A 23,094-nucleotide genomic window follows, 5' to 3' on the forward strand; every position below is an offset into this window, starting at 1 on the left:
CCGGCTGGTGGGATAATCTCAGATCAGCCGTTGACGGCGTCCTTCAGGCCCTTGCCGGGCGTGAATTTCGGCACGTTGCGAGCCGGAATGTCGACTTCAGCGCCCGTCGACGGGTTACGGCCCTTCGATGCGGCACGATGAGAAACGGTGAAGCTGCCGAAACCCGCGAGGCGAATGTCGCCCTTGTTCTTGAGTTCAGCCTGGACAACGTCGAAAACCGCGTCAACAGCGGAAGCCGCGTCAGACTTCGTCAGTCCTGCCTTTTCGGCTACTGCGGACACGAGTTCATTCTTGTTCATGTTTCCACCCCTTTCTAAATGGTATGAAACGACTCAAAAGTAAGCTAGGCGCAGAATAGGTTTCATCAGGCCCGCCGAAAACCCAAAAGCCCTGCAAATCAAGGAAAAGCAAGCGTCTACATGACGTTTTCACAAAAAAGGCTGGCGTTTCCGCCAGCCTTTTTCCGTGTTTTGGGCCAATTGGGCATAAATGTGGCAAAGGCCACTCAATGCGCTATGGTTGCGCCTGTCTCATCGAGGCCTTCGACCGATGCGATGACCGGCGTTTCCACCGTGCCATCCCATTCGATCGGCTCCGGCCGCCGGATCAGCGCATGCTTGATCACCTCGCCCATGCGGGATACCGGGATGATCTCCATGTTGTTCTTCACGTTGTCAGGAATCTCCGCCAGGTCCTTGGCGTTTTCCTCCGGAATCAGCACCTTCTTGATGCCGCCGCGAAGCGCTGCGAGCAGCTTTTCCTTGAGACCACCGATCGGCAGCACACGGCCACGAAGGGTGATTTCGCCGGTCATGGCCACATGCCTGTCCACTGGAATGCCGGTCATGATCGAGACGATCGCGGTTGCCATGGCGACGCCTGCCGAGGGGCCATCCTTCGGCGTCGCGCCTTCCGGCACGTGCACGTGGATATCGCTCTTGTCGAAGCGCGGCGGCTCGATGCCGAAATCGACAGCGCGCGAGCGGACATAGGAGGCCGCTGCCGAGATCGATTCCTTCATGACTTCCTTCAGATTGCCGGTGACGGTCATGCGGCCCTTGCCCGGCATCATCACGCCTTCGATGGTCAGCAGTTCGCCACCGACTTCCGTCCAGGCAAGACCGGTCACGACGCCGACCTGATCCTCGCCCTCTGCTTCGCCATGGCGGAAGCGCGGGACGCCCAGATAGTCGGAGATGTTGGCAGCCGTCACGTGAACGGCCTTCGTCTTGCCCTTGATGATCTCGGTGACCGCCTTGCGGGCGAGTTTCATCAGCTCGCGCTCGAAGTTGCGGACGCCGGCTTCGCGGGTATACTGCTGGCTGATCGACATCAGGGCGTCGTCGCTGACCGAGAATTCTTCCGGCTGCAACGCATGTTCCTTGATGGCCTTCGGCAGCAGGTGCCGCTTGGCGATTTCGCGCTTTTCATCCTCGGTGTAGCCGGCGATACGGATAATCTCCATGCGATCCATCAGAGGCGCTGGAATATTCAGCGTATTTGCCGTCGTGATGAACATCACATCCGACAGGTCGTATTCGACTTCCAGATAGTGGTCCATAAAGGTCATGTTCTGGGCCGGATCGAGCACTTCGAGCAGGGCCGAGGACGGATCACCGCGATAGTCCTGGCCGAGTTTGTCGATCTCGTCGAGCAGGAAGAGCGGGTTGGACTTCTTCGCCTTCTTCATCGACTGGATGACCTTGCCGGGCATCGAGCCAATATAGGTGCGGCGGTGACCGCGGATTTCGGCTTCGTCGCGAACGCCGCCAAGCGCCATGCGGACATACTCACGGCCGGTCGCCTTGGCGATCGACTGGGCGAGCGAGGTCTTGCCGACGCCCGGAGGACCGACGAGGCAGAGGATCGGGCCCTTGATCTTGGTGGCACGGGCCTGCACGGCCAGATATTCGACGATGCGCTCCTTGACCTTGTCGAGACCGAAGTGATCGGCTTCGAGGATCTTCTCGGCATTGTTGAGATCGGCCTTGATCTTCGACTTCTTGCCCCAGGGAATGCCGAGCAGCCAGTCCAGATAATTGCGCACGACGGTGGCTTCCGCCGACATCGGGCTCATCTGGCGCAGCTTCTTCAGTTCCGCATCGGCCTTTTCACGGGCTTCCTTGGACAGCTTGGTCTTGGAGATGCGCTCTTCCAGTTCGCTCATCTCGTCGCGGCCTTCCTCGCCGTCGCCGAGTTCCTTCTGGATCGCCTTCATCTGTTCATTGAGGTAGTATTCGCGCTGGGTCTTCTCCATCTGGCGCTTGACGCGCGAGCGGATGCGCTTTTCGACCTGCAGGACCGAGATCTCGCCTTCCATGAAGCCGAGGGCCTTTTCGAGGCGCTGTTTGACGCTGGTGGTCTCCAGCATCTCCTGCTTCTCGGTGATCTTGATCGACAGATGCGAGGCGACCGTATCGGCGAGCTTGGAATAGTCGTCGATCTGGCTTGCGGCGCCGACCACTTCGGGCGAAATCTTCTTGTTGAGCTTCACGTAGCTCTCGAATTCGGAGACGACCGAACGCGACAGGGCTTCCAGTTCGACCGGATCGTCATGCGGCTCCTCGAGCACATGGCCGAGCGCCTCGTAAAAATCCTCGCGGCTGGTATAAGTGTCGATCTCGGCGCGGGCGCGGCCTTCGACCAGAACCTTCACGGTGCCGTCGGGCAGCTTCAGGAGCTGCAGCACGTTCGCCACGGTGCCTACATTGTGGATCGCGGAAGGATCCGGATCGTCGTCGCTGGCGTTGATCTGCGTCACCAGCATGATCTGCTTGTCGGAACCCATGACCTCTTCGAGCGCACGGATCGACTTTTCCCGTCCGACGAACAGCGGCACGATCATATGCGGGAAAACCACGATGTCGCGCAGGGGCAGAACAGGGTAGGCAGTGCTGCTCGCTACAGACGTTTTCTTCGTCATTTTATGTCCTTTCCATCGTCCCGTTGCCGGGCTCTCTGCACGGCCGCTTGGGACCGGCCGGCAATCTCACTTGTTGCTACAAGTGGAGGTTCTGACTACGCTTTTCAAGCCACGCTAACGCCCGCGTCCCTCGGATGTGACAGCTTTATTACAACGGAACGCCAACACTATGAAGCGCGTGGCTGGACCGGCGCTTACCACTTCCGACCCGGCTAAAATGCAAACGCCAGCAAGAGGCTTACGGATCATTGCATCATTGCCAAGCACTACCCCTTGCGCAACATCGGCAAAGGCAATTTCGGTTCCCACCGGCAAATACTAACAGCGCTTCGCATGGTTTTTCAAATAGAAAGGGGCCTGCCTATGGCAAGCCCCCAAAATAATCACACGAAAGCCTAAGCTCACGCCGAAGCGTTGGCCTTTTCTTCCTGGCGATCGGCATAGATGTAAAGCGGACGGGCCGAACCGCGCACCACTTCCTCGGAGATAACGACCTCGCGAACGCCTTCCAGCGTCGGCAGTTCGAACATCGTGTCGAGCAGGATCTTCTCCATGATCGAGCGAAGGCCGCGGGCGCCGGTCTTGCGCACGATCGCCTTGCGGGCGATTTCGCGAAGAGCGTCCTCGTGGAAATTCAGTTCCACATCCTCCATCTCGAACAGGCGCTGATACTGCTTGATCAGCGCATTCTTCGGCTCGGACAGGATCTGGATCAGCGCGTCCTCATCGAGGTCCTCGAGCGTCGCCAGAACCGGCAGACGGCCGATGAACTCGGGGATGAGGCCGAACTTGACCAGGTCTTCCGGCTCCAGTTCGCGCAGGACCTCGCCGACGCGGCGGTCATCCTGCGACTTGACGCTAGCGCCAAAGCCGATCGAGGTCTTCTCGCCACGGGCAGAGATGATCTTGTCGAGGCCGGCAAAAGCGCCGCCGCAGATGAACAGGATGTTCGTGGTGTCGACCTGCAGGAATTCCTGCTGCGGGTGCTTGCGGCCGCCCTGCGGCGGAACGGAAGCGACCGTGCCTTCCATGATCTTCAGCAGCGCCTGCTGCACGCCCTCGCCCGAGACGTCGCGGGTGATCGACGGGTTGTCGGACTTGCGCGAAATCTTGTCGACTTCGTCGATGTAGACGATGCCGCGTTGCGCACGCTCGACATTGTAGTCGGCCGACTGCAGCAGCTTCAGGATGATGTTTTCGACATCCTCGCCGACATAACCGGCCTCGGTCAGCGTCGTCGCATCGGCCATGGTGAAGGGAACGTCGATGATGCGGGCGAGCGTCTGGGCAAGATAGGTCTTGCCGCAGCCGGTCGGGCCGACGAGCATGATGTTCGACTTCGCCAGCTCGACTTCGCCGTTCTTGGAGGCGTGCGCCAGGCGCTTGTAGTGGTTGTGAACGGCAACCGACAGGATCTTCTTCGCCTGCCGCTGGCCGATGACGTATTCGTCGAGGACCTTGATGATGTCCTGGGGCGTCGGAACGCCGTCGCGGGACTTGACCATCGAGGACTTGTTCTCCTCGCGGATGATGTCCATGCACAATTCGACGCATTCATCGCAGATGAAGACGGTCGGTCCGGCAATCAGTTTCCGGACTTCGTGCTGGCTCTTTCCGCAGAACGAACAATACAGAGTGTTCTTGGAGTCGCCGCCGTTGCTGCCGCTGACCTTGCTCATATCACTTTCCTTCCAGCACGCCGCATTTCAAGGCGAAATCGCGGTCCACTCTATCAGCTCCTGGCGGCACTCCGTTTCCGGAGCCTTTGCCGAGAAGGGCTTCAGGGGCTACGAACCGGGCCCAACCAATTATGTCCTGGCCCCGGCGGCAACGAATTCCCCTTCGAATGCCGAATGCTATGTCACAAAAATTCAACATAGCATTAATAGTTACTATTAGCGTCTTCGTCGCCGGATGAAAGCCCTTGTTCAATCACAAATGGGATAGAACTGTGGCGAGGAAAACACCATCCCTATTAATTACTAGGCCTGTTCGCCTTCCATTTCGAGGCGCGACGTCAGAACCTTGTCGATCACGCCCCAGCTCTGGGCTTCGTCCGCATCCATGAAATGGTCACGATCGAGCGTCTTTTCAACTTCCTCGTAGGTGCGGCCGGTGTGCTTGACGTAGACCTCGTTCAGGCGGCGCTTCATCTTGAGGATGTCGCGGGCGTGGCGCTCGATGTCCGAAGCCTGGCCCTGGAAGCCGCCCGAGGGCTGGTGCACCATGATGCGGGAATTCGGCGTGGCAAAGCGCATGTCCTTGTGGCCGGCCGCGAGAAGTAGCGAGCCCATGGATGCGGCCTGGCCGATGCAGAGCGTCGAAACCGCGGGCTTGATGAACTGCATCGTATCGTAGATCGCCATGCCGGCGGTGACGACGCCACCGGGCGAATTGATGTAGAGGGCGATTTCCTTTTTCGGGTTTTCGGCCTCGAGGAAGAGCAGCTGGGCGCAGACGAGCGTCGCCATGTGGTCCTCGACAGCACCTGTCAGGAAGATGATGCGTTCCTTCAACAGGCGGGAATAGATGTCGTAGGAGCGTTCACCGCGGTTGGTCTGTTCCACGACCATCGGAACGAGGGCCATTGCGGTATCGACTGGGTTTCTCATGTGCGTCCTTTGTCAACGTCTCGCCGGCCGGCGCCGGGAATCAAAGAAAAATGTCTTACCCCTACATAGAGTGTCCCGGCCCTCCTCTTCAAGACACGCATGAGGATAACGTTAAGAAGGCGGGGCAAGGCGGCTCCTGGTAGCCTCTTTCCCCCAAACGCCTGTTAACGGCGAGCCCTTGGTACGGTCTCCCCCGGCTTTTCTCCATGACAGGATGAAGGAAGGCTTACTCTATTCGACTGTGCTCATACACGTTTACCCAACGGAAAGCCTACCGGCAGATATCCGCCTAAAACAATGCCGCGGCGCAGCAACATTAAGGAAGTGGCGAGCTTCCTCGGCAAGGATGTGAACGGACAGACAAGGGGTTGCTGCCGTGTTCAATTTCGCTACAGGTCTCGCCATCTGGTGTTCCGAGGCCATGACGCTCGCTTTGGTGCTGTTCGTCGCCTGGCGCCACAACGTCAGGAACGAGGCCTATCTCTATTGGGGCCTGGGCTTCCTGCTGACCGGCATCGGCTTTGCGATGGTCGCGCTACGCGGCGAAATCCCCAGCGTGCTTTCAGTAGAGACGGGCAATGCCATCGCCCTGCTCGGCCAGAGCGCCTGGGTGGCGGGTTTTCTGGCACTCGACCGCAAGCGGATCGAATGGTGGGCACTGCTGCCGCCGGCAATCTGGCTCGCCGGTGTCTTCCTGCCCTGGGTCAACAGCGATTATTCCAACCGGGTGGTGCTCTACAACCTTGCTTCGGCGACGGGTGCGACGGCACTTGCCATGGCGGTCGCCGCCGGCGACATGCGCCGTGAGCGTACCCGCATCAAGCTGATGGGTGTGTTCATCCTCCAGGGCTGCCTGTGCTTCGGCTCGGCGCTGACGATGGCATTGACGATGCCAAGCGATATCGAGGCGACCAATCTCGGCGGTGCCTCCGCCATGGCCAGCGCCTTCCTGCTGACCATCGCCTTTGCGTTCACCTGCCGTCTGATCATGGAGCGCTCTGAACGGCACCTGCGTGCCCTCACCCTGACTGATTCGCTGACCGGCGTGCTCAACCGCCGCGGCCTGCTCGGCTATTTCGACGGCATCCAGGAACGGGCTCATAACGAGCAGCGCCAGGTCGCGGTGATCCTTTTCGATCTTGACCATTTCAAGCGCGTCAACGACCGTTTCGGCCACCAGTCCGGCGATGCCGTGCTGACCGCCTTCGCGCGCATGGCCCGCCAGTATATTCCGAACAACATCTTCGGCCGCATGGGCGGCGAGGAATTCGCCGCCTTCGCCGCCGTCGCCGACCAGACGGAAGCCGAGGCGATCGCCGAAGCGATCCGCACCGAATTCTGCCGTCTTCCCGTCAGCACCGGCGAAGCGATCGTTCCGGTCACCGTCAGCATCGGCATCGCGCTCGCCTCCTCGATCGAAGCCAATATCGACAAGCTGATCTCGGCCGCCGACCGGGCGCTCTATGCGGCGAAGGCCGCCGGCCGCAACTGCACGGTCACCTTCGGCGAAGCGGAGGCCGCAGCCCCTGCACCGGCCACGCCGAGCGGCAATGCCGGCGAACTCGTGCCGACGGTCGACGACCAGGTCGACGCGCTGCGACGCATGGGTACGCTGTCACGAGCCGGGTAGTCCGGGATCGCTTGCCCCGCATCTTCCCGAGGCCCGGCAAATCCGCTAAGCCTCGGGGCATGATGATCCCATCTTTTCTCTCGATCGACCGCGCCAACCGTCATGTCTCGCTGGACGGCCGCAACCCGGCCTTCTACGGCGACCCGAATGCCGTCTATGCCGCACTTCATGCCCATTGCCCGACCTTCTACTGGAGCGAGCAGAAGCAGTGGTTCTTTACGGGTTACGACCATGTGAACGGCCTGCTCCGCGACCGCCGCTTCGGCCGGCAGATCCTGCATATCGCCAGCCGTGAGGAGCTCGGCCTTGCCGAGCCGATGCCGCATCTTGCCAGTTTCGATCTCTCGGAACGTTATTCCCTGCTCGAACTCGAACCGCCGGAGCACACGCGGCTGCGCACGCTCGTCAACCGCGCCTTCGTTTCCCGCCATGTCGAGAAGATGAAACCTGAGCTTGCCGAACTCGCCAACCGGCTGATCGACGGCTTCGCGGAGAAGCGCGAGATCGAGCTGCTCTCGGCCTTTGCCGACATCATCCCGGTGACGATGATCGCCCGGATGATCGGCATTCCCGAAGAGATGGGGCCACAACTGCTCGCCTGGTCGCACGCCTATGTCCGCATGTACATGTTCGGCCGTACGCGCGAGCAGGAGGAAGAGGCCGAACGGGCGGCGAAGGAATTTTCCGACTACGTCAAGACGGTGATCGCCGAACGCCGTGCGACCCCACGCGACGACCTGCTCACCCACATGATCCATACCGAACACAAGGGCCAGTATCTGACCGAAGAGGAGCTGGTTTCGACGACGATCGTGCTGCTCAATGCCGGGCATGAGGCGACCGTGCACCAGATCGGCAACTCCGTGCGCACCATTCTCGACAGCGGCTGCGATCCGGCGGACCTCTTCCGGGACGAAGCGACGACGGAGCGCACCGTCGAGGAAACCCTGCGCATCTGCGCGCCTGTCCACATCTTCCAGCGCTGGGCCCTGGAGCCTGCCGAAGTAGACGGCGTCTCCTTCAAGCGCGGCGACAAGGTCAGTCTCATCCTCGCCGCCGCCAATCTCGATCCGGCGAAATTCGCCGATCCCCTCACCTTCAAGCCCGACCGCAACGAGGCGGCGAACCTCTCCTTCGGCGCCGGCATCCATTTCTGCATCGGCGCGCCACTGGCGCGGCTGGAGCTCAACGTCGTGCTGCCGATCCTGTTCGAGCGGCTGGCCGGCCTCAAGCTGGCAAAGACACCCGTGGTCAAGGATGTCTACCATTTCCACGGGCTGGACCGGCTGGATTTGCAGTGGTGATCCATTCCTCTCCGGCGTCGCAGATCAGCCGTAGCGGCCGGTGATGTAGTCTTCCGTGCGCTTGACCTTCGGCGACTGAAAAATCTCGGCGGTCGGGCCGTATTCGACCAGTTCGCCCAAATACATGAAGGCGGTGTTGTCGGAGATGCGGCTTGCCTGCTGCATGTTGTGGGTGACGATGACGATGGTGAAATCCGTCTTCAGCCGGGCGACCAGCTCTTCCACCTTGGCAGTCGAGATCGGGTCCAGGGCGGAGGTCGGCTCGTCGAGCAGAAGCACCTCGGGGCGAAGTGCTACGGCACGCGCGATGCAGAGACGTTGCTGCTGACCGCCGGAAAGGCCGAGGCCACTGCCCTTCAGCTTGTCCTTGACCTCTTCCCAGAGCGCTGCCGAGCGCAGCGCCTGCTCGACGCGGACATCCATCTCGGCCTTGGAGATGCGCTCGTGGTGACGGATACCGTAGGCGATGTTGTCGTAGATCGACATCGGGAACGGCACCGGCTTCTGGAAGACCATGCCGACCCGGGCGCGCAGTTCGTTCATCGAATAGCCGGGGTCAAGGATATTCTGGCCGTCGAGCGTGACGGAGCCGGTGGCACGCATCTTCGGGTAGAGCATGTAGATGCGGTTCAAGATGCGCAACAGCGTGGACTTGCCGCAGCCGGACGGACCGATGAGAGCCGAGACCTGGCGCTCGGGAAAGCTCAGGGTGACGTCGCGGATCGCGTGGGCATCGCCGTAGTAGAAGTTGACGCCGGTCAGCGCCATCTTGTCGACTGTTATGGCCGAGTGGGCCGGGCGAGGTTCGAAGGCTTTGTTCTCAAGCATCATTTCGCATTCCTGCGGTTGAGGATGGCGCGGGAGCCCACGCTGAGGAGAAGCACGATCGCCGTCATGACGAAGGCGCCGGCCCAGGCGAGATTCTGCCATTGCTCATAGGGGCTCATAGCGAACTGGAAGATGACGACGGGAATATTCGCCATCGGCTGCGACATGTCCAAGCTCCAATACTGGTTGTTCAGAGCCGTAAAAAGGAGTGGCGCGGTTTCGCCCGAAATGCGGGCGATCGCAAGCAGGATACCCGTCAAGATGCCTGCGGAGGCGGCGCGGTAGAGTATGTTGACCGTTACCTTCCAGCGCGGGATGCCCAGCGAAAGTGCTGCCTCCCGCATGACGTCCGGAACCAGCCGCAACATCTCGTCGGTGGTGCGCACCACGACCGGCAGGAAGATGAAGGCGAGCGCGATGCCGCCGGCAAAGCCGGAAAAGCGTGACGTCGGGCGGACGACCAGCTCATAGACAAACAAGCCGATGATGATCGACGGCGCCGAAAGCAGGATATCGTTGACGAAGCGGATTGCTTCGCCGATCTTCTTGCCGCGGCTGAACTCCGACAGGAAGGTGCCGGCCAGCACGCCGATCGGCGTGGCGATGATAACAGCCAGAACGACCATCAGCAGGCTGCCCATGAAGGCGTTAGCGAGACCGCCGCCATCTTCGCCGGGCGGCGGCGTCATTTCCGTGACGAGACTAGGGCTGAGCGCAGACAGGCCGTGTATCAGCGTCGTCCAGAGGATCCAAGCCAGAAAGACCAGGCCGACCACGGTCGCGATGCCACAGAGCGACAGCGCGATCATGCTGCCGATCTGGCGGCGGCGGTAAATGGAACCCGAATGGGTGGCCATGACTACTCTCCCCTCTGTCTTGCCATGCGCACCAGCATGAGCTTGGCGGCCGCCAGAACGATGAAGGTGACAACGAAGAGGATGAGACCGAGCGCCGAGAGCGACGACCTGTAGAGATCATCTGAAGCTTCGGCAAACTCGTTGGCGAGCGTCGCAGCGATCGACGTGCCGGGCTCCATCAACGACACAGCGATGTTATGGGTGTTGCCGAGTACGAAGGTGACCGCCATGGTCTCTCCGAGCGCGCGGCCGAGACCAAGGAAGATGCCGCCGACGACAGCGGTGCGGGTGTGCGGAATGACGATGTCGCGCACCACTTCCCACTTGGTCGAACCAAGCGCATAGGCCGATTCCTTCAGCTGCGCGGGGACGACCAGGAAGACGTCGCGCATGACCGAGGAGACGAAGGGGATAATCATGATCGCCAGCACGATGCCTGACGTCAGCATGCCGATGCCGAGCGGGGCGCCGGTGAACAATGCGCCGATTATCGGGATCGGGCCTAGCCAGTCGATCAGCACCGGCTGAACGTAGTCCGACATGAAGGGAGCAAACGTGAAGAGACCCCACATGCCGTAGATGATCGAGGGAATACCGGCGAGAAGCTCGATGGCGCCGCCGATCGGACCGCGAATGGAGCGCGGCGCAACTTCGGTAATGAAAACGGCGATACCGAGGCTCACGGGAACGCCGATGATCATGGCGAGCGCCGAGGTGACCAGCGTGCCGTAAATCGGCACAAGGCCCGAGAACCGCTGGGCAACCGGATCCCATTCCATGCCGGTCAGGAAGCCAAAGCCGAAGGTCCGGAACGCGAGAAACCCGTCCCAGACCATGGAGAACGCCGCTGCGAACAGTGCGACCAGAACAAACAGGCCGCAGCCCAAAACTATCCAATAAAAAATACGATCGCCTGCCGCGCCGTCGCGGCGCTTGACGCCCGCGGTTGTGGCGGGCAGCGATGCCATTGCTTCGCTCATATCCGTCCGCTCTGCTGCTTTGAGGATGTCAAAGGATTCGGGGCGGAAAGCTTGGCTTGCCGCCCCGGCCGCAGTTTCGTCAGGATCAGCCCTTGAAGGAGGCCGTCCAGTAATCTTCGATCTGCTTCACCAGAGTTTCCGGAAGCGGAACGTAGTCGAGCGAGGAAGCTTCCTTCTGGCCGTTTTCGAGCGCCCATTTGAAGAAGGCGAAGGCGGCCTTGGAGCGCGCCGCATCCTTCGGCTCCTTGTACATGATCGCCCAGGTCGTGGCAGTCACCGGCCAGGCCTTTTCGCCCGGAGCATTGGTCATGATCAGGTAGAAGTCCTGAGCCTTGGTCCATTCGGCGCTCGCAGCTGCAGCCGAGAAGCTTTCGGCATTCGGCTTCGGATACTGGCCTGCGGCGTTCTGGATCAGCACGTAAGGCAGCTTGTTCTGCAGGGCGTAGGCGTATTCGACATAACCGATCGAATCCTTGACGCGGGTGACGTATGCGGCAACGCCCTCATTGCCCTTGCCGCCGATGCCGACCGGCCAGTTGACGGCCGTGCCTTCGCCGACCTTGCTCTTCCAGTCTTCGTTGACCTTGGAGAAGTAGTTGGTCCAGTTGAAGGAGGTGCCCGAACCGTCCGAACGGTGGACGACGGCGATCTGGCTGTCGGGCAGTTTCAGACCGCGGTTCAGATCGGCGATGGCCTTGTCGTTCCACTTGGTGACGTTGCCGAGGTAGATGTCGGCGAGAACCTTGCCCGTGAGCTTCAGTTCGCCCGACTTGATGCCCTTGACGTTGATGACGGGCACGATGCCGCCGACGACGAGCGGGAACTGACCGAAGCCGCCAGTCGTCAGGTCTTCCGGCTTCATCGGGGCGTCGGACGCGCCGAAGTCAACCGTTGCAGCCTTGATCTGGGCGATGCCGCCGCCCGAACCGATCGACTGGTAGTTCAGCTTGTCGCCGGTCTGCTTGTTGTAGTCCGCAGACCACTTGGACAGGACGGGGTAGACGAAGGTGGAGCCGGCGCCGGTGATATCGGCGGCGGAGGCCGAAACCGCCAGCGCGGCGACCAGGCCCGCACCGAGGCAGGCCGAAAGAAGTTTCTTGGTGAGCATATGAGCGCTTCCCTAATGGATTTGAAAAACAATGAGGCCAGCGCCATGGAGGGGGTGTCCATTGTCGGGGCGCTGAAATTCTCGTCACATCAGGCGGGCTAGGCGCGTTTTATTACAGTTTGATGACGGTTTTTGACCGCCGAAACCGAATGCAGGGCCGTGCGTCAAACGCGGCAGTTACGGCCTTTCGATTGAATCGCGGATTTAACAAAGCCTTAGCAAAAACATTGGGATAGATTGACGCATGGCTGTGGTGGATTGCCGCAGCGATGCCTGGAAATGTCGTTTTCAGGATTTCGAAATGCCGGGCGGCTCGTGGCCGATACCGAATTCGTGCGATGGCCTTTACGAGATCACGCGGCCGACTCTTCTCGCAGCCTGCTGGATATGTCGCATGCCGACATGGGTTTTCCGAGCATATACCCTTGAAGCTGGTCGCAGCCGGCGTCTCGCAAGATCGCCGCCTGACGGGTATTCTCAATACCTTCGGCGGTCACGGGTATCTGCAGAGCAGTCGCCAGGGAGATGGTTGCCCGAAGAATATCGGCGCCATTTGCGGTTACATCGAGAGCGGACACGAGCGAGCGGTCGATCTTCATGCGATCAAACCCAAACTGCCGCAATGCACCGATGCTGGCGTAGCCGCAGCCAAAATCATCAAGAGCAAACTTTATGCCGACGCGCTTGAGTTGGTCTATCGACCGACGGGCCTGATCCGGATTTGTCATCAGAACGCCTTCGGTGATTTCCAGTGTCAGGCGGTTTGGATCGAAATCCAACTCCTGCAGGATCGCGATCACCTGGGCAGCAAATTCCGGATTGCAGAGCTGGATCGGCGAAACGTTCACCGACAAAGTCAGACCGGGCCAGCTCTTGGCATGCCCGATCGACGTTCTCAGCATATGGACGCCAAGGGCATCGATGAGGCCGCACCTTTCAGCAAGCGGGATGAATATTTCCGGGCTGACGTTTCCCGTTGCAGTTTTCCAGCGCGCCAGTGCTTCAAGACCGGTGACAGCGCCGGTCGAAGCAGAGACGAGAGGCTGGAAAACAGCTTCGATTGCGCCGCTGCCGATGGCGTTTTTCAAGAGACCTTCCAGCTCGGCGACCCGTATGCGTTCCCGGTCCAGTTCGGGATCGTATTCAACCGCCTGACCTTTACCATTTGCCTTGGCTCGATAGAGGGCCATGTCGGCTCTGCGAAGAAGCTCCAAAGGCGATATGTCTCCATCGTGCGCCGCAGCTCCGATGCTTGCGCCAACTTCGATCGTTCGCCCGTCAATTTTGAAGGGCTCGGCAAACAGCGCCAGAATCGCCTCTTCCATCTCTTCGCGTGCAGTGGCTCCAACGTGCACCAACGCGAATTCGTCGCCTCCCAGCCGGGCCGCGGCCAGGACTTCGGGATGACTGGTCATCAGCGCGTTCGAGACGATCCGGATCAAATCATCCCCAACCGCATGCCCCCAAGCATCGTTGACCGCCTTGAAGCCGTCGAGATCAACCAAGTAAAGCCGCGGTGACGAAGGTTCCGGGCTCTCCAGATCCTCCAGCAGGCGGAGAAGACCCTGTCTGTTCAACAAGCCACTCAAGCTGTCATGGCTCGCTTCGAAGCGAGCTGTTTGCGCCAGTTGGCGCAGGCGCCGCGCTTCGGATGCGCCAACCAACAGAACGCCGATCAAGAATAGCGAAAGAACGACGGTAGAAGCTGCAAGATAAGGATAGACCTGCTGAAACACGGCACTTCCGGGCGCTTTGCTCGGCCAAACGAGGTAGCCGATCACGCCTCCCTTGATGTCGGTGATCGGCGTGTTCAGGAATCCCGGCTTGGGCGTCGTCTCAAGGCTCAGCCCCTCGAGTTCATGTTCGTTGGAGAGAGTGTCGAGTACCTCCGACGTAAAGGCCTTGTAGAAACTCAGCACGCTGAACTTCGGAACCTCGGCGGCGGCCTCGAACGGCTGGATCGCCTGCGAGGCGATGAGTGCCATACCGCTATCGGTCTTGATGAAATTGACCACCGGCGCCTTGGCCGGAGCTGCAGCCGCATTGATCTGCTGATAAAAGGCTTCTCCGAAAAACGTGCCCGGCTGGAAGGGCTTGCCTTTGGCATAGGCCGAGACGATCGAAGACCCGTCAGGGCCGGTCACGATCGCGCCGTCATAAAGCGCATAATCCTCGCTGGTTTTTCCCCAATTCTCATAGGCCCAATCCGCAGCGGCCGGAGATGAGACAGCACTGTAGGCATCGTCCCATATGGCATTGTCCGTAGTTGTCCCGCTCAAGCGAGCCACAAAGGCTGCGACCGCCGCGCGGGCGGCGCGACTGGCCCTGGCATCGTCGATCTCGTTCGCCGACCGGGTCATCGTGGCGACGACATGTGCCATAAGGCCGGTCAATACGAGAGCGACGACAAGGAAGCAGACGGTTGTCGCAATGATGGAAGACGTTTGAGTCCGAACGTGCCTGGCTGCAAGATTCGACGACATGCAAATTCCGCAAAGATTAATTGCAAGGCCATGTCTGGGGGACGGCAGGAGACATCATGTCCGCAATGCGCTGCAGATAAGGGTTTAGCATTTGCCGATGTAGGCACGATTAATGGGATTGGTTAAAAGCATTCAAATCCGGGATATGAGGCCACAAGCACCGTCTTTGCCCGCTTGCCGTTTCGGATCATCGCTGCGACTGCGACGACAAAAGGCGAAGCCGAAAACGGGAAAGGCCCGGCTTCGTCGCGCCCCATTTGCCGGCCCGCTCAAACCTTGATCACGTAGTCCTTGCGAGTCGTTTCAACGACTTCCCACGTTCCCTTGAAGCCGGGTCTCAGGATCATCCGGTCACCTGCCTTCAGATGAACCGGCTCACCGCCGTCCTCCGTCACGATCGAATGGCCGGCCAGCAGGCTGAAATATTCCCATTCCTCGTAGACGATCCGCCACTTGCCGGGTGTCGCCTCCCAGATGCCGGAATAAAGGCCACCTTCTCTCTCCTCTAGGTTCCACGTACGGAATTGCGGATCGCCGGAGATGATCCGGCCGGGCTCCGGGGCGCCGAACTCGGGTTCGACGCCGTCGATGCTGAAGGTGATGAAATTTGCCATCGTCGTCATGGACCTCTCTGATGTCAGTCTCCTTCGCAGCCAATGCCTGCGTGGGATTATTTGAAATCATTAGCGATTTTGTATCCCGTCGCATAGATCTTCGTGCTGGTGTTGCCGTGCTCCCCGTTTTCGCCGATAAAAATGCATGCCGGAGTATTTCTCGTGGAATCTCTAATGCAAACTCGTTGACCCCTGTTCGAGCCGCTTCAGTTGCCTTCTACTTTCCTGGAGCAAAATCCGCCTCCGACAGGTCCGGACGCGGACCCTATTTCCTCGAATTCGCAAAACGCGCGCGCTATGACTGCCAAGCCTCTTATGCTGACAGGCTGCTTCAAGACGCGCGCTCAGGCCGAAGACGCTGTGGCAAGCGGTGCAGTCGACATCGTCGGCCTCGCACGTGCGCTCGTCCTTGAGCCTTCACTTCCCAATCTCTGGAAAGACGATCAGAAACCCGAGCCGTCTTTTCCAAGGTTCTCGCAAGCCCCCGAGGGTGGGATCACCGCGTGGTACACGATGCGGCTGGCAGAGATCGGCGCGGACGAGGACAGCCCCGTTTTCGGCGACCTCGCACAGGCAATTCACGACTACGCAGCACGCGACAAATTGCGGACGAAGGTCTGGCTATCTCACTTCGCTGGTAATGCCCTCATGCGTGACCGCACAGTCTCGTTTCAGACTAACCGCGATCCATCGTTGAAAGGAGCGCCGTTGCCATTCGTTTAGCCTGACCGGCAGGCTCCGCTGAGCGAACCATTTGGGCTACCGCCGTTGCTCCTTCATGGAGAAGATTGATTTCATCCGCCACACGCCGAGGGTCGCGGAATCGCACAGCATGAGCCAGTTCTTCGAAGTAGGCGAGCGCCAAGCGCTTGTGCATCTCCGCCGCTCGGAACACGGGATCAGCGATGTCCTTGTGTTCTCCAGCAGCAGCCATAAATCCACAGCCTCTAAAATCCTTGTCCTTGAACCAGAGTTCCAGAAAGTCGAACGTCGACAGAATTCGCTCCATCGGATCGGTCGCACGCTTCTCGACAAACTCGCGCATCTTACGGCGATCCTCTTCGTCGCGCCGCTCGAGCGCCTTGAGGATCAGGTCCTCCTTTGTCTCGAAGTGTCGGTATAGGGTCGTTTTCGCTACGCCACTTTCCGCGATAATCAAGTCAATGCCAGTCGCATGGTAACCATGCTCGTTGAACAGGCGCAAAGATGTTTCGAGCAGATGGTCCCTGATTTCCGATCGCCGCATTATCCCTCACCGAAAAATACTGATCTGTAGTGATACTTAATCACTCGTCGGATGGTAAGCAATGGCTTGTTGGCTGGGAATAGAATACGGCTGCAGCTGACAGTTACGCGCAAGTCGCCATGCTGCACCGTCAATCGGAAGCGACATGGATCGCGATTTCGTGATTGGAAAACGATACAGATCAGTAGTATTAATTCAACATCGATACAGATCTGTATCGTTCTGGATTTGGGTCGTCGAACTGACCGCAAAGTCCAGACATCAATGGGAGAAGGAAATGACCCAATTTATCGATCATGTCGGCATCCAGCCGAAATCGAAACGCATCGCAGGCATCCTGCATCTAGCAGAGACCTATGGCCGCACGGCAACCACCGGTGGCCTCTATGTATCAATCATCGTGATCTATGCCTGGTTTGGCGGCATGAAATTCACAGCCTACGAGGCCCAAGGACTGGTCGATCTGGTCAGCAACAACCCTCTTGTAAGCTGGATGTACTCCATCTTGAGCGTGCGAGGCTTTTCGAGCTTCCTGGGAGTCCTCGAACTCAGCATCGGCGCACTTATAGCCGCAAGACTTGTCAACCCGATTTATTCGCTTGTGGGAGGCGTCCTGTCGTCCGGACTGTTTGTCACCACCATCAGCTTCATGATTACGACCCCTGGCGTGATTGTTCCCGAACTCGGGTTCCCGGCCATCTCGGTCGCTCCTGGCCAGTTCCTGCTCAAAGACGTCGGCCTTCTGGCGCTATCACTCTGGATTGCAATGGATTCCCTTACCGCAATCCGCTTCACGAGAACCTAAATCCGGAAGCTCGGCACATCTGCCATTCGTGCGAACGCCCCGATCCAAGCCTGGATCGGGGCGTTCGCCATTCACTAAGTTCCAAACTCGTGTCATTGTGCCCGCGATCTTCTTCACTGAACGTACGGAGGATTGGTGCCGTGAACGGGTTATCCCACGGCATTGGGGTGGCAGACTTCGAGACGTGGGCCAGTTTCGGTTTGATTGGAGGGCTGGGCTTCGTCCTCGGCTTCGCGATGAACCACGGGTCGATCTGCACCTTCATCGCTACGACGGAATTGATTTCCGAACGCAGACCCGCGCGATTTCTCGCTCTGGCCGAATGCGCAGTGTGGGCCGCGATCGCCTATATCATCCTCGACAAGTTGCCGACCATGAATGGTGGATGGTCGCCTTTGGTTCACATGGTCGGCGCAGCCATCCTTTTTGGTGTCGGCGTATATGTAAACGGTGCCTGCATTTTTGGATCGGTAGGGCACTTTGGTAACGGAGAGATGGATTTCGGTTTCACCTTCCTCGGGATTCTTGTGATCCTGTCCCTCGATTCTGTGTTCAATCTGCGCGCGGAGCCGATGCCAATCAGCGCTTCACCGCCGCTTGCGCTAGAAGCCTTGTTGGTGGTTTTGTTCGTGTTCCTACTCCTGAGACTCGGCGTCTCGATCAAATCGGAGACCAACTTCCGTCGGCTGACATTGGCAATGGGTACTATTGGCATAACTTCGGCCACCTTATCGGCGTTCGCCCCTCGCTTCTCAGTCACGACCTCGGTCGGATCGATGCTTTCGATCCCGGTGACGAGTTCACTCATCTTTGTCTGCATGTTTAGCGGCAGTCTCGTCTCGGCGAGAATTCGCCGGCATCAGTTTTCACTGAGCTGGCCGCCGACATGGAAGAGCGTGTCGCGAAGAACAATTGGAGGCTTGCTGATGGGCTTTGGGGCGCTCCTTATCCCAGGTGGAAATGACACTCTCCTGCTTGTCGGTCTCCCAATGGGAGCGTGGCAGGCCTTCGTCGCCTATCTTATCATGGTGGCAGCGCTTGCCGTGCTGATCGCTAGATTTGGTTCAACAGCGCGATCGTGGTCTTGAACCCTTCCCCAAAGTCCGAGCGCGCTCACGCTTGATCGTTACGACCGTATGGCTGCGCGATCGTCGCCTCGGCGCTGATTTTATGGCTGTATGCCGACAAACATCATCTGCGAAATTAAAAAACGTTTGTTGCGAACCACATCAGATCTTCGAGAGTGCCTGTTCGAGATCGGCGATGATGTCCTTGACGTCCTCGATGCCGACGGAGAGGCGCACCACGTCAGGGCCTGCGCCGGCAGCGATCCTCTGCTCGTCTGTCAACTGCCGGTGCGTCGTCGAGGCCGGATGGATGACGAGCGAACGGGTGTCGCCGATATTGGCAAGATGGGAGAAGAGCTCCAGCCCCTCGACCAGCGTCTTGCCCGCCTCATAGCCGCCATTGACGCCGAAGGTGAAGACGGAGCCGGCGCCCTTCGGCGAGTAGCGCTGCTGCAGGGCGTGGTTCGGGTCGTCGTCGAGGCCGGCATAGTTCACCCAGGCAATCTTGCTGTGCGCCTTCAGCCACTTCGCGACGGCGATCGCATTGTCGCTGTGGCGCTGCATCCTGAGCGGCAGCGTCTCGATGCCGGTCAGGATCAGGAAAGCGTTGAAGGGCGAGATCGCCGGCCCGAGGTCGCGCAGGCCGAGCACACGGGCAGCAATCGCAAAGGCGAAATTGCCGAAAGTCGCGTGCAGGACCATGCCGTTATATTCCGGCCGCGGGCTCGACAGCATCGGATAATTGCCGGATTTCGACCAGTCGAAGGTGCCGCCGTCGACGATGAGGCCGCCCATGGAATTGCCGTGGCCGCCGAGAAACTTCGTCAGTGAATGCACGACGATGTCGGCGCCGTGCTCGATCGGACGGATGAAATAAGGCGTTGCCATCGTATTGTCGACGATCAGCGGCAGGCCGTTGCGATGCGCGACGTCGGCGATGGCGGCGATATCGACGAAAGTGCCGCCGGGATTGGCGAGGCTCTCGATGAAGATGCCGCGCGTCTTGTCGTCGATCTGGCTTTCGAAGCTTGCCGGATCGGCGGCATCGGCCCAGCGCACCTGCCAGCCAAAATTCTCGAAGGCATGGCCGAACTGGTTGATCGAGCCGCCGTAGAGCTGGCGGGCAGCGATGAAATTCTCGCCGGGGCGCATGATATTGTGGAAGACGATCACCTGCGCCGCATGGCCGGAGGCGACGGCAAGGGCTGCGGTGCCGCCCTCGAGCGCTGCGACACGCTCCTCGAGCACGGCCTGCGTCGGGTTCATGATGCGGGTGTAGATGTTGCCGAAGGCCTGCAGGCCGAAAAGGGCGGCGGCATGATCGGAATCATTGAAGACGAAAGCGGTCGTCTGGTAGATCGGCGTTACCCGCGCGCCAGTCGTCGGGTCGGGCTGCGCACCGGCATGGATCGCCAACGTGTTGAATCCCGGATCGTTCTTGGCCATGTCGTCCTCCAGTTGTTGCTGACGGGCAGGATCATAGCCGGTCGCTTGCGAAAGTTAATCGCGATCCGTTTCAACCCGTGGGCGTTCGGTGGAAAATCCGTCTCCGAGGACCGCAACTCAGGCAATAAGACGGGGATACTCGATCGCCGGGCAGCGATTCATCACCACCTGGATGCCGGCGGCCTCCGCCTTTGCCGCAGCCGCATCGTCGCGGACACCAAGCTGAGACCAGATGATCTTCGGCAGCGGCCTCAGCGCCAGCGCCTCCTCGACGACCCCGTCCAGATATTCGGAGGCGCGAAAGACGTCGACCATGTCGATCGGCACGGGAATGTCGGCGAGCCGGGCATACACGGTACGGCCCTGGATCTGTTTGCCCGCCTGCCCCGGATTGACAGGAATGACCTCGTAGCCGCGCGACAGCAGATAGCCCATGACGCCGTTGCTCGGCCGGGCCGGATTGGGCGAAGCGCCGGTCAGCGCGATGGTCTTTACAGAATGCAGGATTCCGGCGAGGTAATCATCCGTGTAGGCGTCGTGATTCATGTCCATTTCTCCACTCCCGAAAGCCCTTCGGCGCGGCCGGCATATTTTTTTGCGTGTCCGTGAAACCGACTGGGCATCTTTTCCGTATATATGAATTGGATACTCCCTGAGGATGATTCGATGAAAAAAGTCGCTCTTGCCCTCATGCTCGTGCTGGCCACATCGCCGGCGCTGGCGATCTCGCGCTACAATCCGCTAACCATGAGCTGTGCCAGCGTGCGTGCCGCCATCCACAATCAGGGCGCGGTCATCTTCCGCTACCAGTCTCCCCGTGGCTTGCCGCTCTACGATCGCTATGTCCGCAACAGCAATTATTGCGACGCGACCGATTATGCGGAATGGACATATATCCCTTCAAAAGACACTCCCCGCTGCCAAGTGCTGAACTGCCAGAACATCGACAACCTTGACGGGATGCTCTTCGTTCCGCATCATCAGCTCTGATGTTTTTCGCCGTCATGTCGGGCGCAGGAACAGTACGCCTTTCGCGGTTGCGAAAGGTTTGAGATCAATCCCGCGCTGCGATTTCGCGATGATTGCACAATCAGAAGCTTTAATTTTCCCTTATGTCAAAGTTATAGAATAATATCTATATTTCAGCACCATAGAATAATCAGTTGTCGAATTCCTGCAGGTATTTTCTCTTTTTGTTCTCGATAAAGCCACGCTTTGTTCCCGCATCCATTAGAAACATCTCATAGTTGAAAGGATCGCGTGGATTGAACGCATGTCGCGCGCACGTAAAAATTGCTCCAATGGGTCGCCATTGTTCACCTCCTGAAAGGATGCTATTCGTCATATGGACACGTAAGCGACCGCCGCCATGCAATTTCGTGCAAATCCCAGTTGTCTTTTCACGAATTTGAAACGCCGAAGGCGAGGCGTGTTCCGCTTCCTCTCATCCTTTCCGGATTACTCCCTTGCCTCTCGACGTCATCCTGCTCGTTCTCTTCGGCGCACTGCTGCACGCGACATGGAACGCCATCATCAAGGCGGGGAGCGATAAGTCCCTCGACGCGGCGCTGATCTCGGCCGGCGGCGCGGTTTCGGCATTGCCGTTCCTGCCATTCCTGCCGTTGCCGCACGCCTCGGCCTGGCCGTTCATCGGCGCCTCTGCCATCCTGCAGTTCGCCTATTTCCAGCTGGTCGCCGCCGCCTACCGGGCCGGCGATATCGGCCTTGTCTATCCGCTGATGCGTGGCTGCGCGCCGCTGCTGATCGCTGCGACAAGCGGTTTCATCCTGAAGGAAAATCTTTCCGGCGGCGCCCTTGCGGGCACGATGACGATCTCGGCCGGCGTGCTGACACTTGCCCTCGAGGCGCGGCGCGGCAGCAGCCGCGCCGTCATCCTCTCGCTTGCCAATGCCTGCGTCATCGCCAGCTACACCTATGTCGACGGAATCGGCGCGCGCATCTCCGGCAATGCGGTTTCCTACACTTTGTGGATGTCGCTGCTGCCGCCGCTGCTGCTGTTTTCCTGGGCAGCATCCCAGCGCGGCGCTTTCGCGGTCGTGCGTCACGTTCGCCGCAACTGGTGGCGCGGCCTTATCGGCGGCGCCGGCTCGATCGCTTCCTACGGGCTGGCACTCTGGGCGATGACGAAAGCCCCGGTCGCGACCGTCGCAGCCTTGCGCGAAACCGCAATCCTGTTTGCACTGGTGATCTCGATCACCGTCTTCAAGGAAAAAGCCAGCATCTGGCGCTACGTCGCCGGCGTCGTCATCGCGATCGGCGGGCTGCTTCTGAAACTGGCGTGATCACTCACCTGTCCATTCGGCCTTGCGCTTGCCGAGGAAGGCGCCGATCCCTTCCTGCGCATCCTCAGTCAGCATGTTCTCGACCATCACCCTGGCGGCATAATCATATGCCGCCTCCACCGGCAGTTCGAGCTGCCGGTTGAAGGCTTCCTTGCCGATCTTCAGTGTCAGTGGCGACTTGCTGGCGATCACAGCCGCATATTTGGAAACCACCTGCGCCAGATACTGCTTTGGCACGATACGGTTGACGAGGCCGAAGTCCTTGGCGGTCGAGGCGTCGATCGTCTCGCCGGTCAGCAGCATCTCCATCGCCTGCTTGCGGTGCGCGGCACGGGAAACGGCCACCATCGGCGTCGAACAGAACAGGCCGATGTTGACGCCCGGCGTACAGAATGTCGAATTGTCCGTGCAGATCGCCAGATCGCAGGAGGCAACGAGCTGGCAGCCCGCAGCCGTTGCAAGCCCGTCGATCTCGGCGATGACAGGCTTCGGCAGATGCGCGATCTTCAGCATCAGATCGGCGCAGAGCCGGAAGGACCTTTCGAAGAAACCGCCCCCCTGATCTTCATCGGCGCGATGGGCGGTGAGTTCCTTGAGATCATGCCCGGCGGAAAAGACATTGCCGGTCGAGGCGATGACGACGACGCGCACATCCGGCTCCGCCCCGGCCGTCTCGAGTTCTTGCATCAGCGCTTCGAGAAGCGCGATCGAAAGCACATTGGCCGGTGGGTTGTTGAGCACGAGCCGCAGCACGCCGTCGCGCAGCGAGCGGGTCAGCATGCCGCCCTCTTCCGCTCCGGCGGCGTCCTTCCGGAAGGATACGATTTCGGCCATGATGCTGCTCCCTGCGCTCGATTCCAGGCAGACGTTTTGCCACAAGGCGCCGGA

21 protein-coding genes are annotated in these 23,094 nt (G+C 59.6%); 7 read left to right on the forward strand and 14 right to left on the reverse strand.

Annotated features, from left to right (window positions below; translation table 11 throughout):
• Positions 1-23 precede the first annotated feature (23 nt).
• The 4 genes from hupB to clpP form a co-directional block, all read right to left on the reverse strand.
• The gene (gene hupB / locus FFM53_RS04500; protein ID WP_003547346.1) at positions 24-299 is read right to left on the reverse strand and encodes a DNA-binding protein HupB; all 276 of its coding nucleotides are present in this window, start codon (positions 297-299) and stop codon (positions 24-26) included.
• Between the two features lie 206 nt (positions 300-505).
• Positions 506-2,923, reverse strand: a complete 2,418-nt coding sequence (gene lon, locus FFM53_RS04505) for an endopeptidase La (RefSeq protein ID WP_138387559.1) — start codon at positions 2,921-2,923, stop codon at positions 506-508.
• Between the two features lie 401 nt (positions 2,924-3,324).
• Positions 3,325-4,602 carry an ATP-dependent Clp protease ATP-binding subunit ClpX gene (clpX, locus tag FFM53_RS04510; protein WP_003547337.1) on the reverse strand — a complete coding sequence of 426 codons (1,278 nt, stop codon included), beginning with the start codon at positions 4,600-4,602 and terminating at the stop codon, positions 3,325-3,327.
• Positions 4,603-4,905: 303 nt separating this feature from the next.
• A complete protein-coding gene (gene clpP / locus FFM53_RS04515; RefSeq protein ID WP_003547334.1) occupies positions 4,906-5,535 on the reverse strand; it encodes an ATP-dependent Clp endopeptidase proteolytic subunit ClpP in 630 nt (209 codons plus the stop codon).
• Between the two features lie 376 nt (positions 5,536-5,911).
• Between clpP and FFM53_RS04520 the strand changes: the two genes are divergently transcribed.
• Both FFM53_RS04520 and FFM53_RS04525 read left to right on the forward strand, forming a co-directional pair.
• A complete protein-coding gene (locus FFM53_RS04520; RefSeq protein ID WP_138328263.1) occupies positions 5,912-7,165 on the forward strand; it encodes a GGDEF domain-containing protein in 1,254 nt (417 codons plus the stop codon).
• A 59-nt stretch (positions 7,166-7,224) separates the two neighbouring features.
• Positions 7,225-8,469, forward strand: coding sequence for a cytochrome P450 (locus tag FFM53_RS04525; RefSeq protein ID WP_138328264.1), 1,245 nt, complete (start codon positions 7,225-7,227; stop codon positions 8,467-8,469).
• Positions 8,470-8,493: 24 nt separating this feature from the next.
• Here FFM53_RS04525 and pstB read toward each other — a convergent pair whose 3' ends face one another.
• The 6 genes from pstB to FFM53_RS04555 form a co-directional block, all read right to left on the reverse strand.
• A complete protein-coding gene (gene pstB, locus FFM53_RS04530) occupies positions 8,494-9,300 on the reverse strand; it encodes a phosphate ABC transporter ATP-binding protein PstB (RefSeq protein ID WP_138328265.1) in 807 nt (268 codons plus the stop codon).
• Complete coding sequence (gene pstA / locus FFM53_RS04535; RefSeq protein ID WP_138328266.1) at positions 9,297-10,154, reverse strand: phosphate ABC transporter permease PstA; 858 nt, start codon at positions 10,152-10,154, stop codon at positions 9,297-9,299. Before pstA ends, pstB begins: the two co-directional genes overlap by 4 nt.
• A 2-nt stretch (positions 10,155-10,156) precedes the next feature.
• Positions 10,157-11,134: a phosphate ABC transporter permease subunit PstC gene (gene pstC, locus FFM53_RS04540; RefSeq protein ID WP_138328267.1), complete on the reverse strand. Its 978-nt coding sequence runs from the start codon at positions 11,132-11,134 to the stop codon at positions 10,157-10,159.
• Positions 11,135-11,219: 85 nt separating this feature from the next.
• On the reverse strand, positions 11,220-12,242 hold the full coding sequence (gene pstS, locus FFM53_RS04545; RefSeq protein ID WP_138387560.1) for a phosphate ABC transporter substrate-binding protein PstS: 1,023 nt from the start codon (positions 12,240-12,242) through the stop codon (positions 11,220-11,222).
• A 353-nt stretch (positions 12,243-12,595) separates the two neighbouring features.
• The gene (locus FFM53_RS04550) at positions 12,596-14,725 is read right to left on the reverse strand and encodes a bifunctional diguanylate cyclase/phosphodiesterase (protein ID WP_138387561.1); all 2,130 of its coding nucleotides are present in this window, start codon (positions 14,723-14,725) and stop codon (positions 12,596-12,598) included.
• A gap of 269 nt (positions 14,726-14,994) precedes the next feature.
• Positions 14,995-15,339, reverse strand: a complete 345-nt coding sequence (locus FFM53_RS04555) for a cupin domain-containing protein (RefSeq protein ID WP_138388015.1) — start codon at positions 15,337-15,339, stop codon at positions 14,995-14,997.
• 297 nt (positions 15,340-15,636) lie between these two features.
• On the opposite strand from FFM53_RS04555, the gene FFM53_RS04560 reads away from it, so the two are divergent.
• A complete protein-coding gene (locus FFM53_RS04560) occupies positions 15,637-16,062 on the forward strand; it encodes a hypothetical protein (RefSeq protein ID WP_246413089.1) in 426 nt (141 codons plus the stop codon).
• Here FFM53_RS04560 and FFM53_RS04565 read toward each other — a convergent pair.
• Positions 16,016-16,585 (reverse strand): TetR/AcrR family transcriptional regulator, encoded by a 570-nt coding sequence (locus FFM53_RS04565; RefSeq protein ID WP_138328270.1) that lies wholly within the window; start codon positions 16,583-16,585, stop codon positions 16,016-16,018. The two genes, FFM53_RS04560 and FFM53_RS04565, sit on opposite strands and share 47 nt — an antisense overlap.
• A 277-nt stretch (positions 16,586-16,862) precedes the next feature.
• Between FFM53_RS04565 and FFM53_RS04570 the strand changes: the two genes are divergently transcribed.
• Complete coding sequence (locus tag FFM53_RS04570) at positions 16,863-17,390, forward strand: YkgB family protein (RefSeq protein ID WP_138328271.1); 528 nt, start codon at positions 16,863-16,865, stop codon at positions 17,388-17,390.
• Between the two features lie 140 nt (positions 17,391-17,530).
• Positions 17,531-18,478, forward strand: a complete 948-nt coding sequence (locus FFM53_RS04575) for a YeeE/YedE thiosulfate transporter family protein (RefSeq protein ID WP_246413092.1) — start codon at positions 17,531-17,533, stop codon at positions 18,476-18,478.
• Positions 18,479-18,619: 141 nt separating this feature from the next.
• Here FFM53_RS04575 and FFM53_RS04580 read toward each other — a convergent pair whose 3' ends face one another.
• Complete coding sequence (locus FFM53_RS04580) at positions 18,620-19,903, reverse strand: O-acetylhomoserine aminocarboxypropyltransferase (RefSeq protein ID WP_138387562.1); 1,284 nt, start codon at positions 19,901-19,903, stop codon at positions 18,620-18,622.
• A 117-nt stretch (positions 19,904-20,020) separates the two neighbouring features.
• Positions 20,021-20,449 (reverse strand): CoA-binding protein, encoded by a 429-nt coding sequence (locus FFM53_RS04585; protein ID WP_033180348.1) that lies wholly within the window; start codon positions 20,447-20,449, stop codon positions 20,021-20,023.
• Positions 20,450-20,569: 120 nt separating this feature from the next.
• On the opposite strand from FFM53_RS04585, the gene FFM53_RS04590 reads away from it, so the two are divergent.
• Entirely contained in the window at positions 20,570-20,893 is a 324-nt protein-coding gene (locus tag FFM53_RS04590; protein WP_138387563.1) for a hypothetical protein, read from the forward strand.
• A 476-nt stretch (positions 20,894-21,369) separates the two neighbouring features.
• Positions 21,370-22,206 carry an EamA family transporter gene (locus FFM53_RS04595; protein ID WP_138387564.1) on the forward strand — a complete coding sequence of 279 codons (837 nt, stop codon included), beginning with the start codon at positions 21,370-21,372 and terminating at the stop codon, positions 22,204-22,206.
• On the opposite strand, the gene FFM53_RS04600 is transcribed toward FFM53_RS04595, so the two are convergent.
• Positions 22,207-23,040 carry an enoyl-CoA hydratase gene (locus tag FFM53_RS04600; RefSeq protein WP_138387565.1) on the reverse strand — a complete coding sequence of 278 codons (834 nt, stop codon included), beginning with the start codon at positions 23,038-23,040 and terminating at the stop codon, positions 22,207-22,209. It lies immediately after the preceding gene.
• Positions 23,041-23,094: the final 54 nt, after the last annotated feature.

The organism is Rhizobium indicum, from assembly GCF_005862305.2.
Classification (GTDB): domain Bacteria; phylum Pseudomonadota; class Alphaproteobacteria; order Rhizobiales; family Rhizobiaceae; genus Rhizobium; species Rhizobium indicum.

What these genes read in the sequence shown, in the direction of transcription:
- hupB (WP_003547346.1), bottom strand. Translation starts at nt 299, where the DNA reads ATGAACAAGAATGAACTCGTGTCCGCAGTAGCCGAAAAGGCAGGACTG.
- lon (WP_138387559.1), bottom strand. Translation starts at nt 2,923, where the DNA reads ATGACGAAGAAAACGTCTGTAGCGAGCAGCACTGCCTACCCTGTTCTG.
- clpX (WP_003547337.1), bottom strand. Translation starts at nt 4,602, where the DNA reads ATGAGCAAGGTCAGCGGCAGCAACGGCGGCGACTCCAAGAACACTCTG.
- clpP (WP_003547334.1), bottom strand. Translation starts at nt 5,535, where the DNA reads ATGAGAAACCCAGTCGATACCGCAATGGCCCTCGTTCCGATGGTCGTG.
- FFM53_RS04525 (WP_138328264.1), top strand. Translation starts at nt 7,225, where the DNA reads ATGATGATCCCATCTTTTCTCTCGATCGACCGCGCCAACCGTCATGTC.
- pstB (WP_138328265.1), bottom strand. Translation starts at nt 9,300, where the DNA reads ATGATGCTTGAGAACAAAGCCTTCGAACCTCGCCCGGCCCACTCGGCC.
- pstA (WP_138328266.1), bottom strand. Translation starts at nt 10,154, where the DNA reads ATGGCCACCCATTCGGGTTCCATTTACCGCCGCCGCCAGATCGGCAGC.
- pstC (WP_138328267.1), bottom strand. Translation starts at nt 11,134, where the DNA reads ATGAGCGAAGCAATGGCATCGCTGCCCGCCACAACCGCGGGCGTCAAG.
- pstS (WP_138387560.1), bottom strand. Translation starts at nt 12,242, where the DNA reads ATGCTCACCAAGAAACTTCTTTCGGCCTGCCTCGGTGCGGGCCTGGTC.
- FFM53_RS04550 (WP_138387561.1), bottom strand. Translation starts at nt 14,725, where the DNA reads ATGTCGTCGAATCTTGCAGCCAGGCACGTTCGGACTCAAACGTCTTCC.
- FFM53_RS04555 (WP_138388015.1), bottom strand. Translation starts at nt 15,339, where the DNA reads ATGGCAAATTTCATCACCTTCAGCATCGACGGCGTCGAACCCGAGTTC.
- FFM53_RS04560 (WP_246413089.1), top strand. Translation starts at nt 15,637, where the DNA reads ATGACTGCCAAGCCTCTTATGCTGACAGGCTGCTTCAAGACGCGCGCT.
- FFM53_RS04565 (WP_138328270.1), bottom strand. Translation starts at nt 16,585, where the DNA reads ATGCGGCGATCGGAAATCAGGGACCATCTGCTCGAAACATCTTTGCGC.
- FFM53_RS04570 (WP_138328271.1), top strand. Translation starts at nt 16,863, where the DNA reads ATGACCCAATTTATCGATCATGTCGGCATCCAGCCGAAATCGAAACGC.
- FFM53_RS04580 (WP_138387562.1), bottom strand. Translation starts at nt 19,903, where the DNA reads ATGGCCAAGAACGATCCGGGATTCAACACGTTGGCGATCCATGCCGGT.
- FFM53_RS04585 (WP_033180348.1), bottom strand. Translation starts at nt 20,449, where the DNA reads ATGAATCACGACGCCTACACGGATGATTACCTCGCCGGAATCCTGCAT.
- FFM53_RS04590 (WP_138387563.1), top strand. Translation starts at nt 20,570, where the DNA reads ATGAAAAAAGTCGCTCTTGCCCTCATGCTCGTGCTGGCCACATCGCCG.
- FFM53_RS04600 (WP_138387565.1), bottom strand. Translation starts at nt 23,040, where the DNA reads ATGGCCGAAATCGTATCCTTCCGGAAGGACGCCGCCGGAGCGGAAGAG.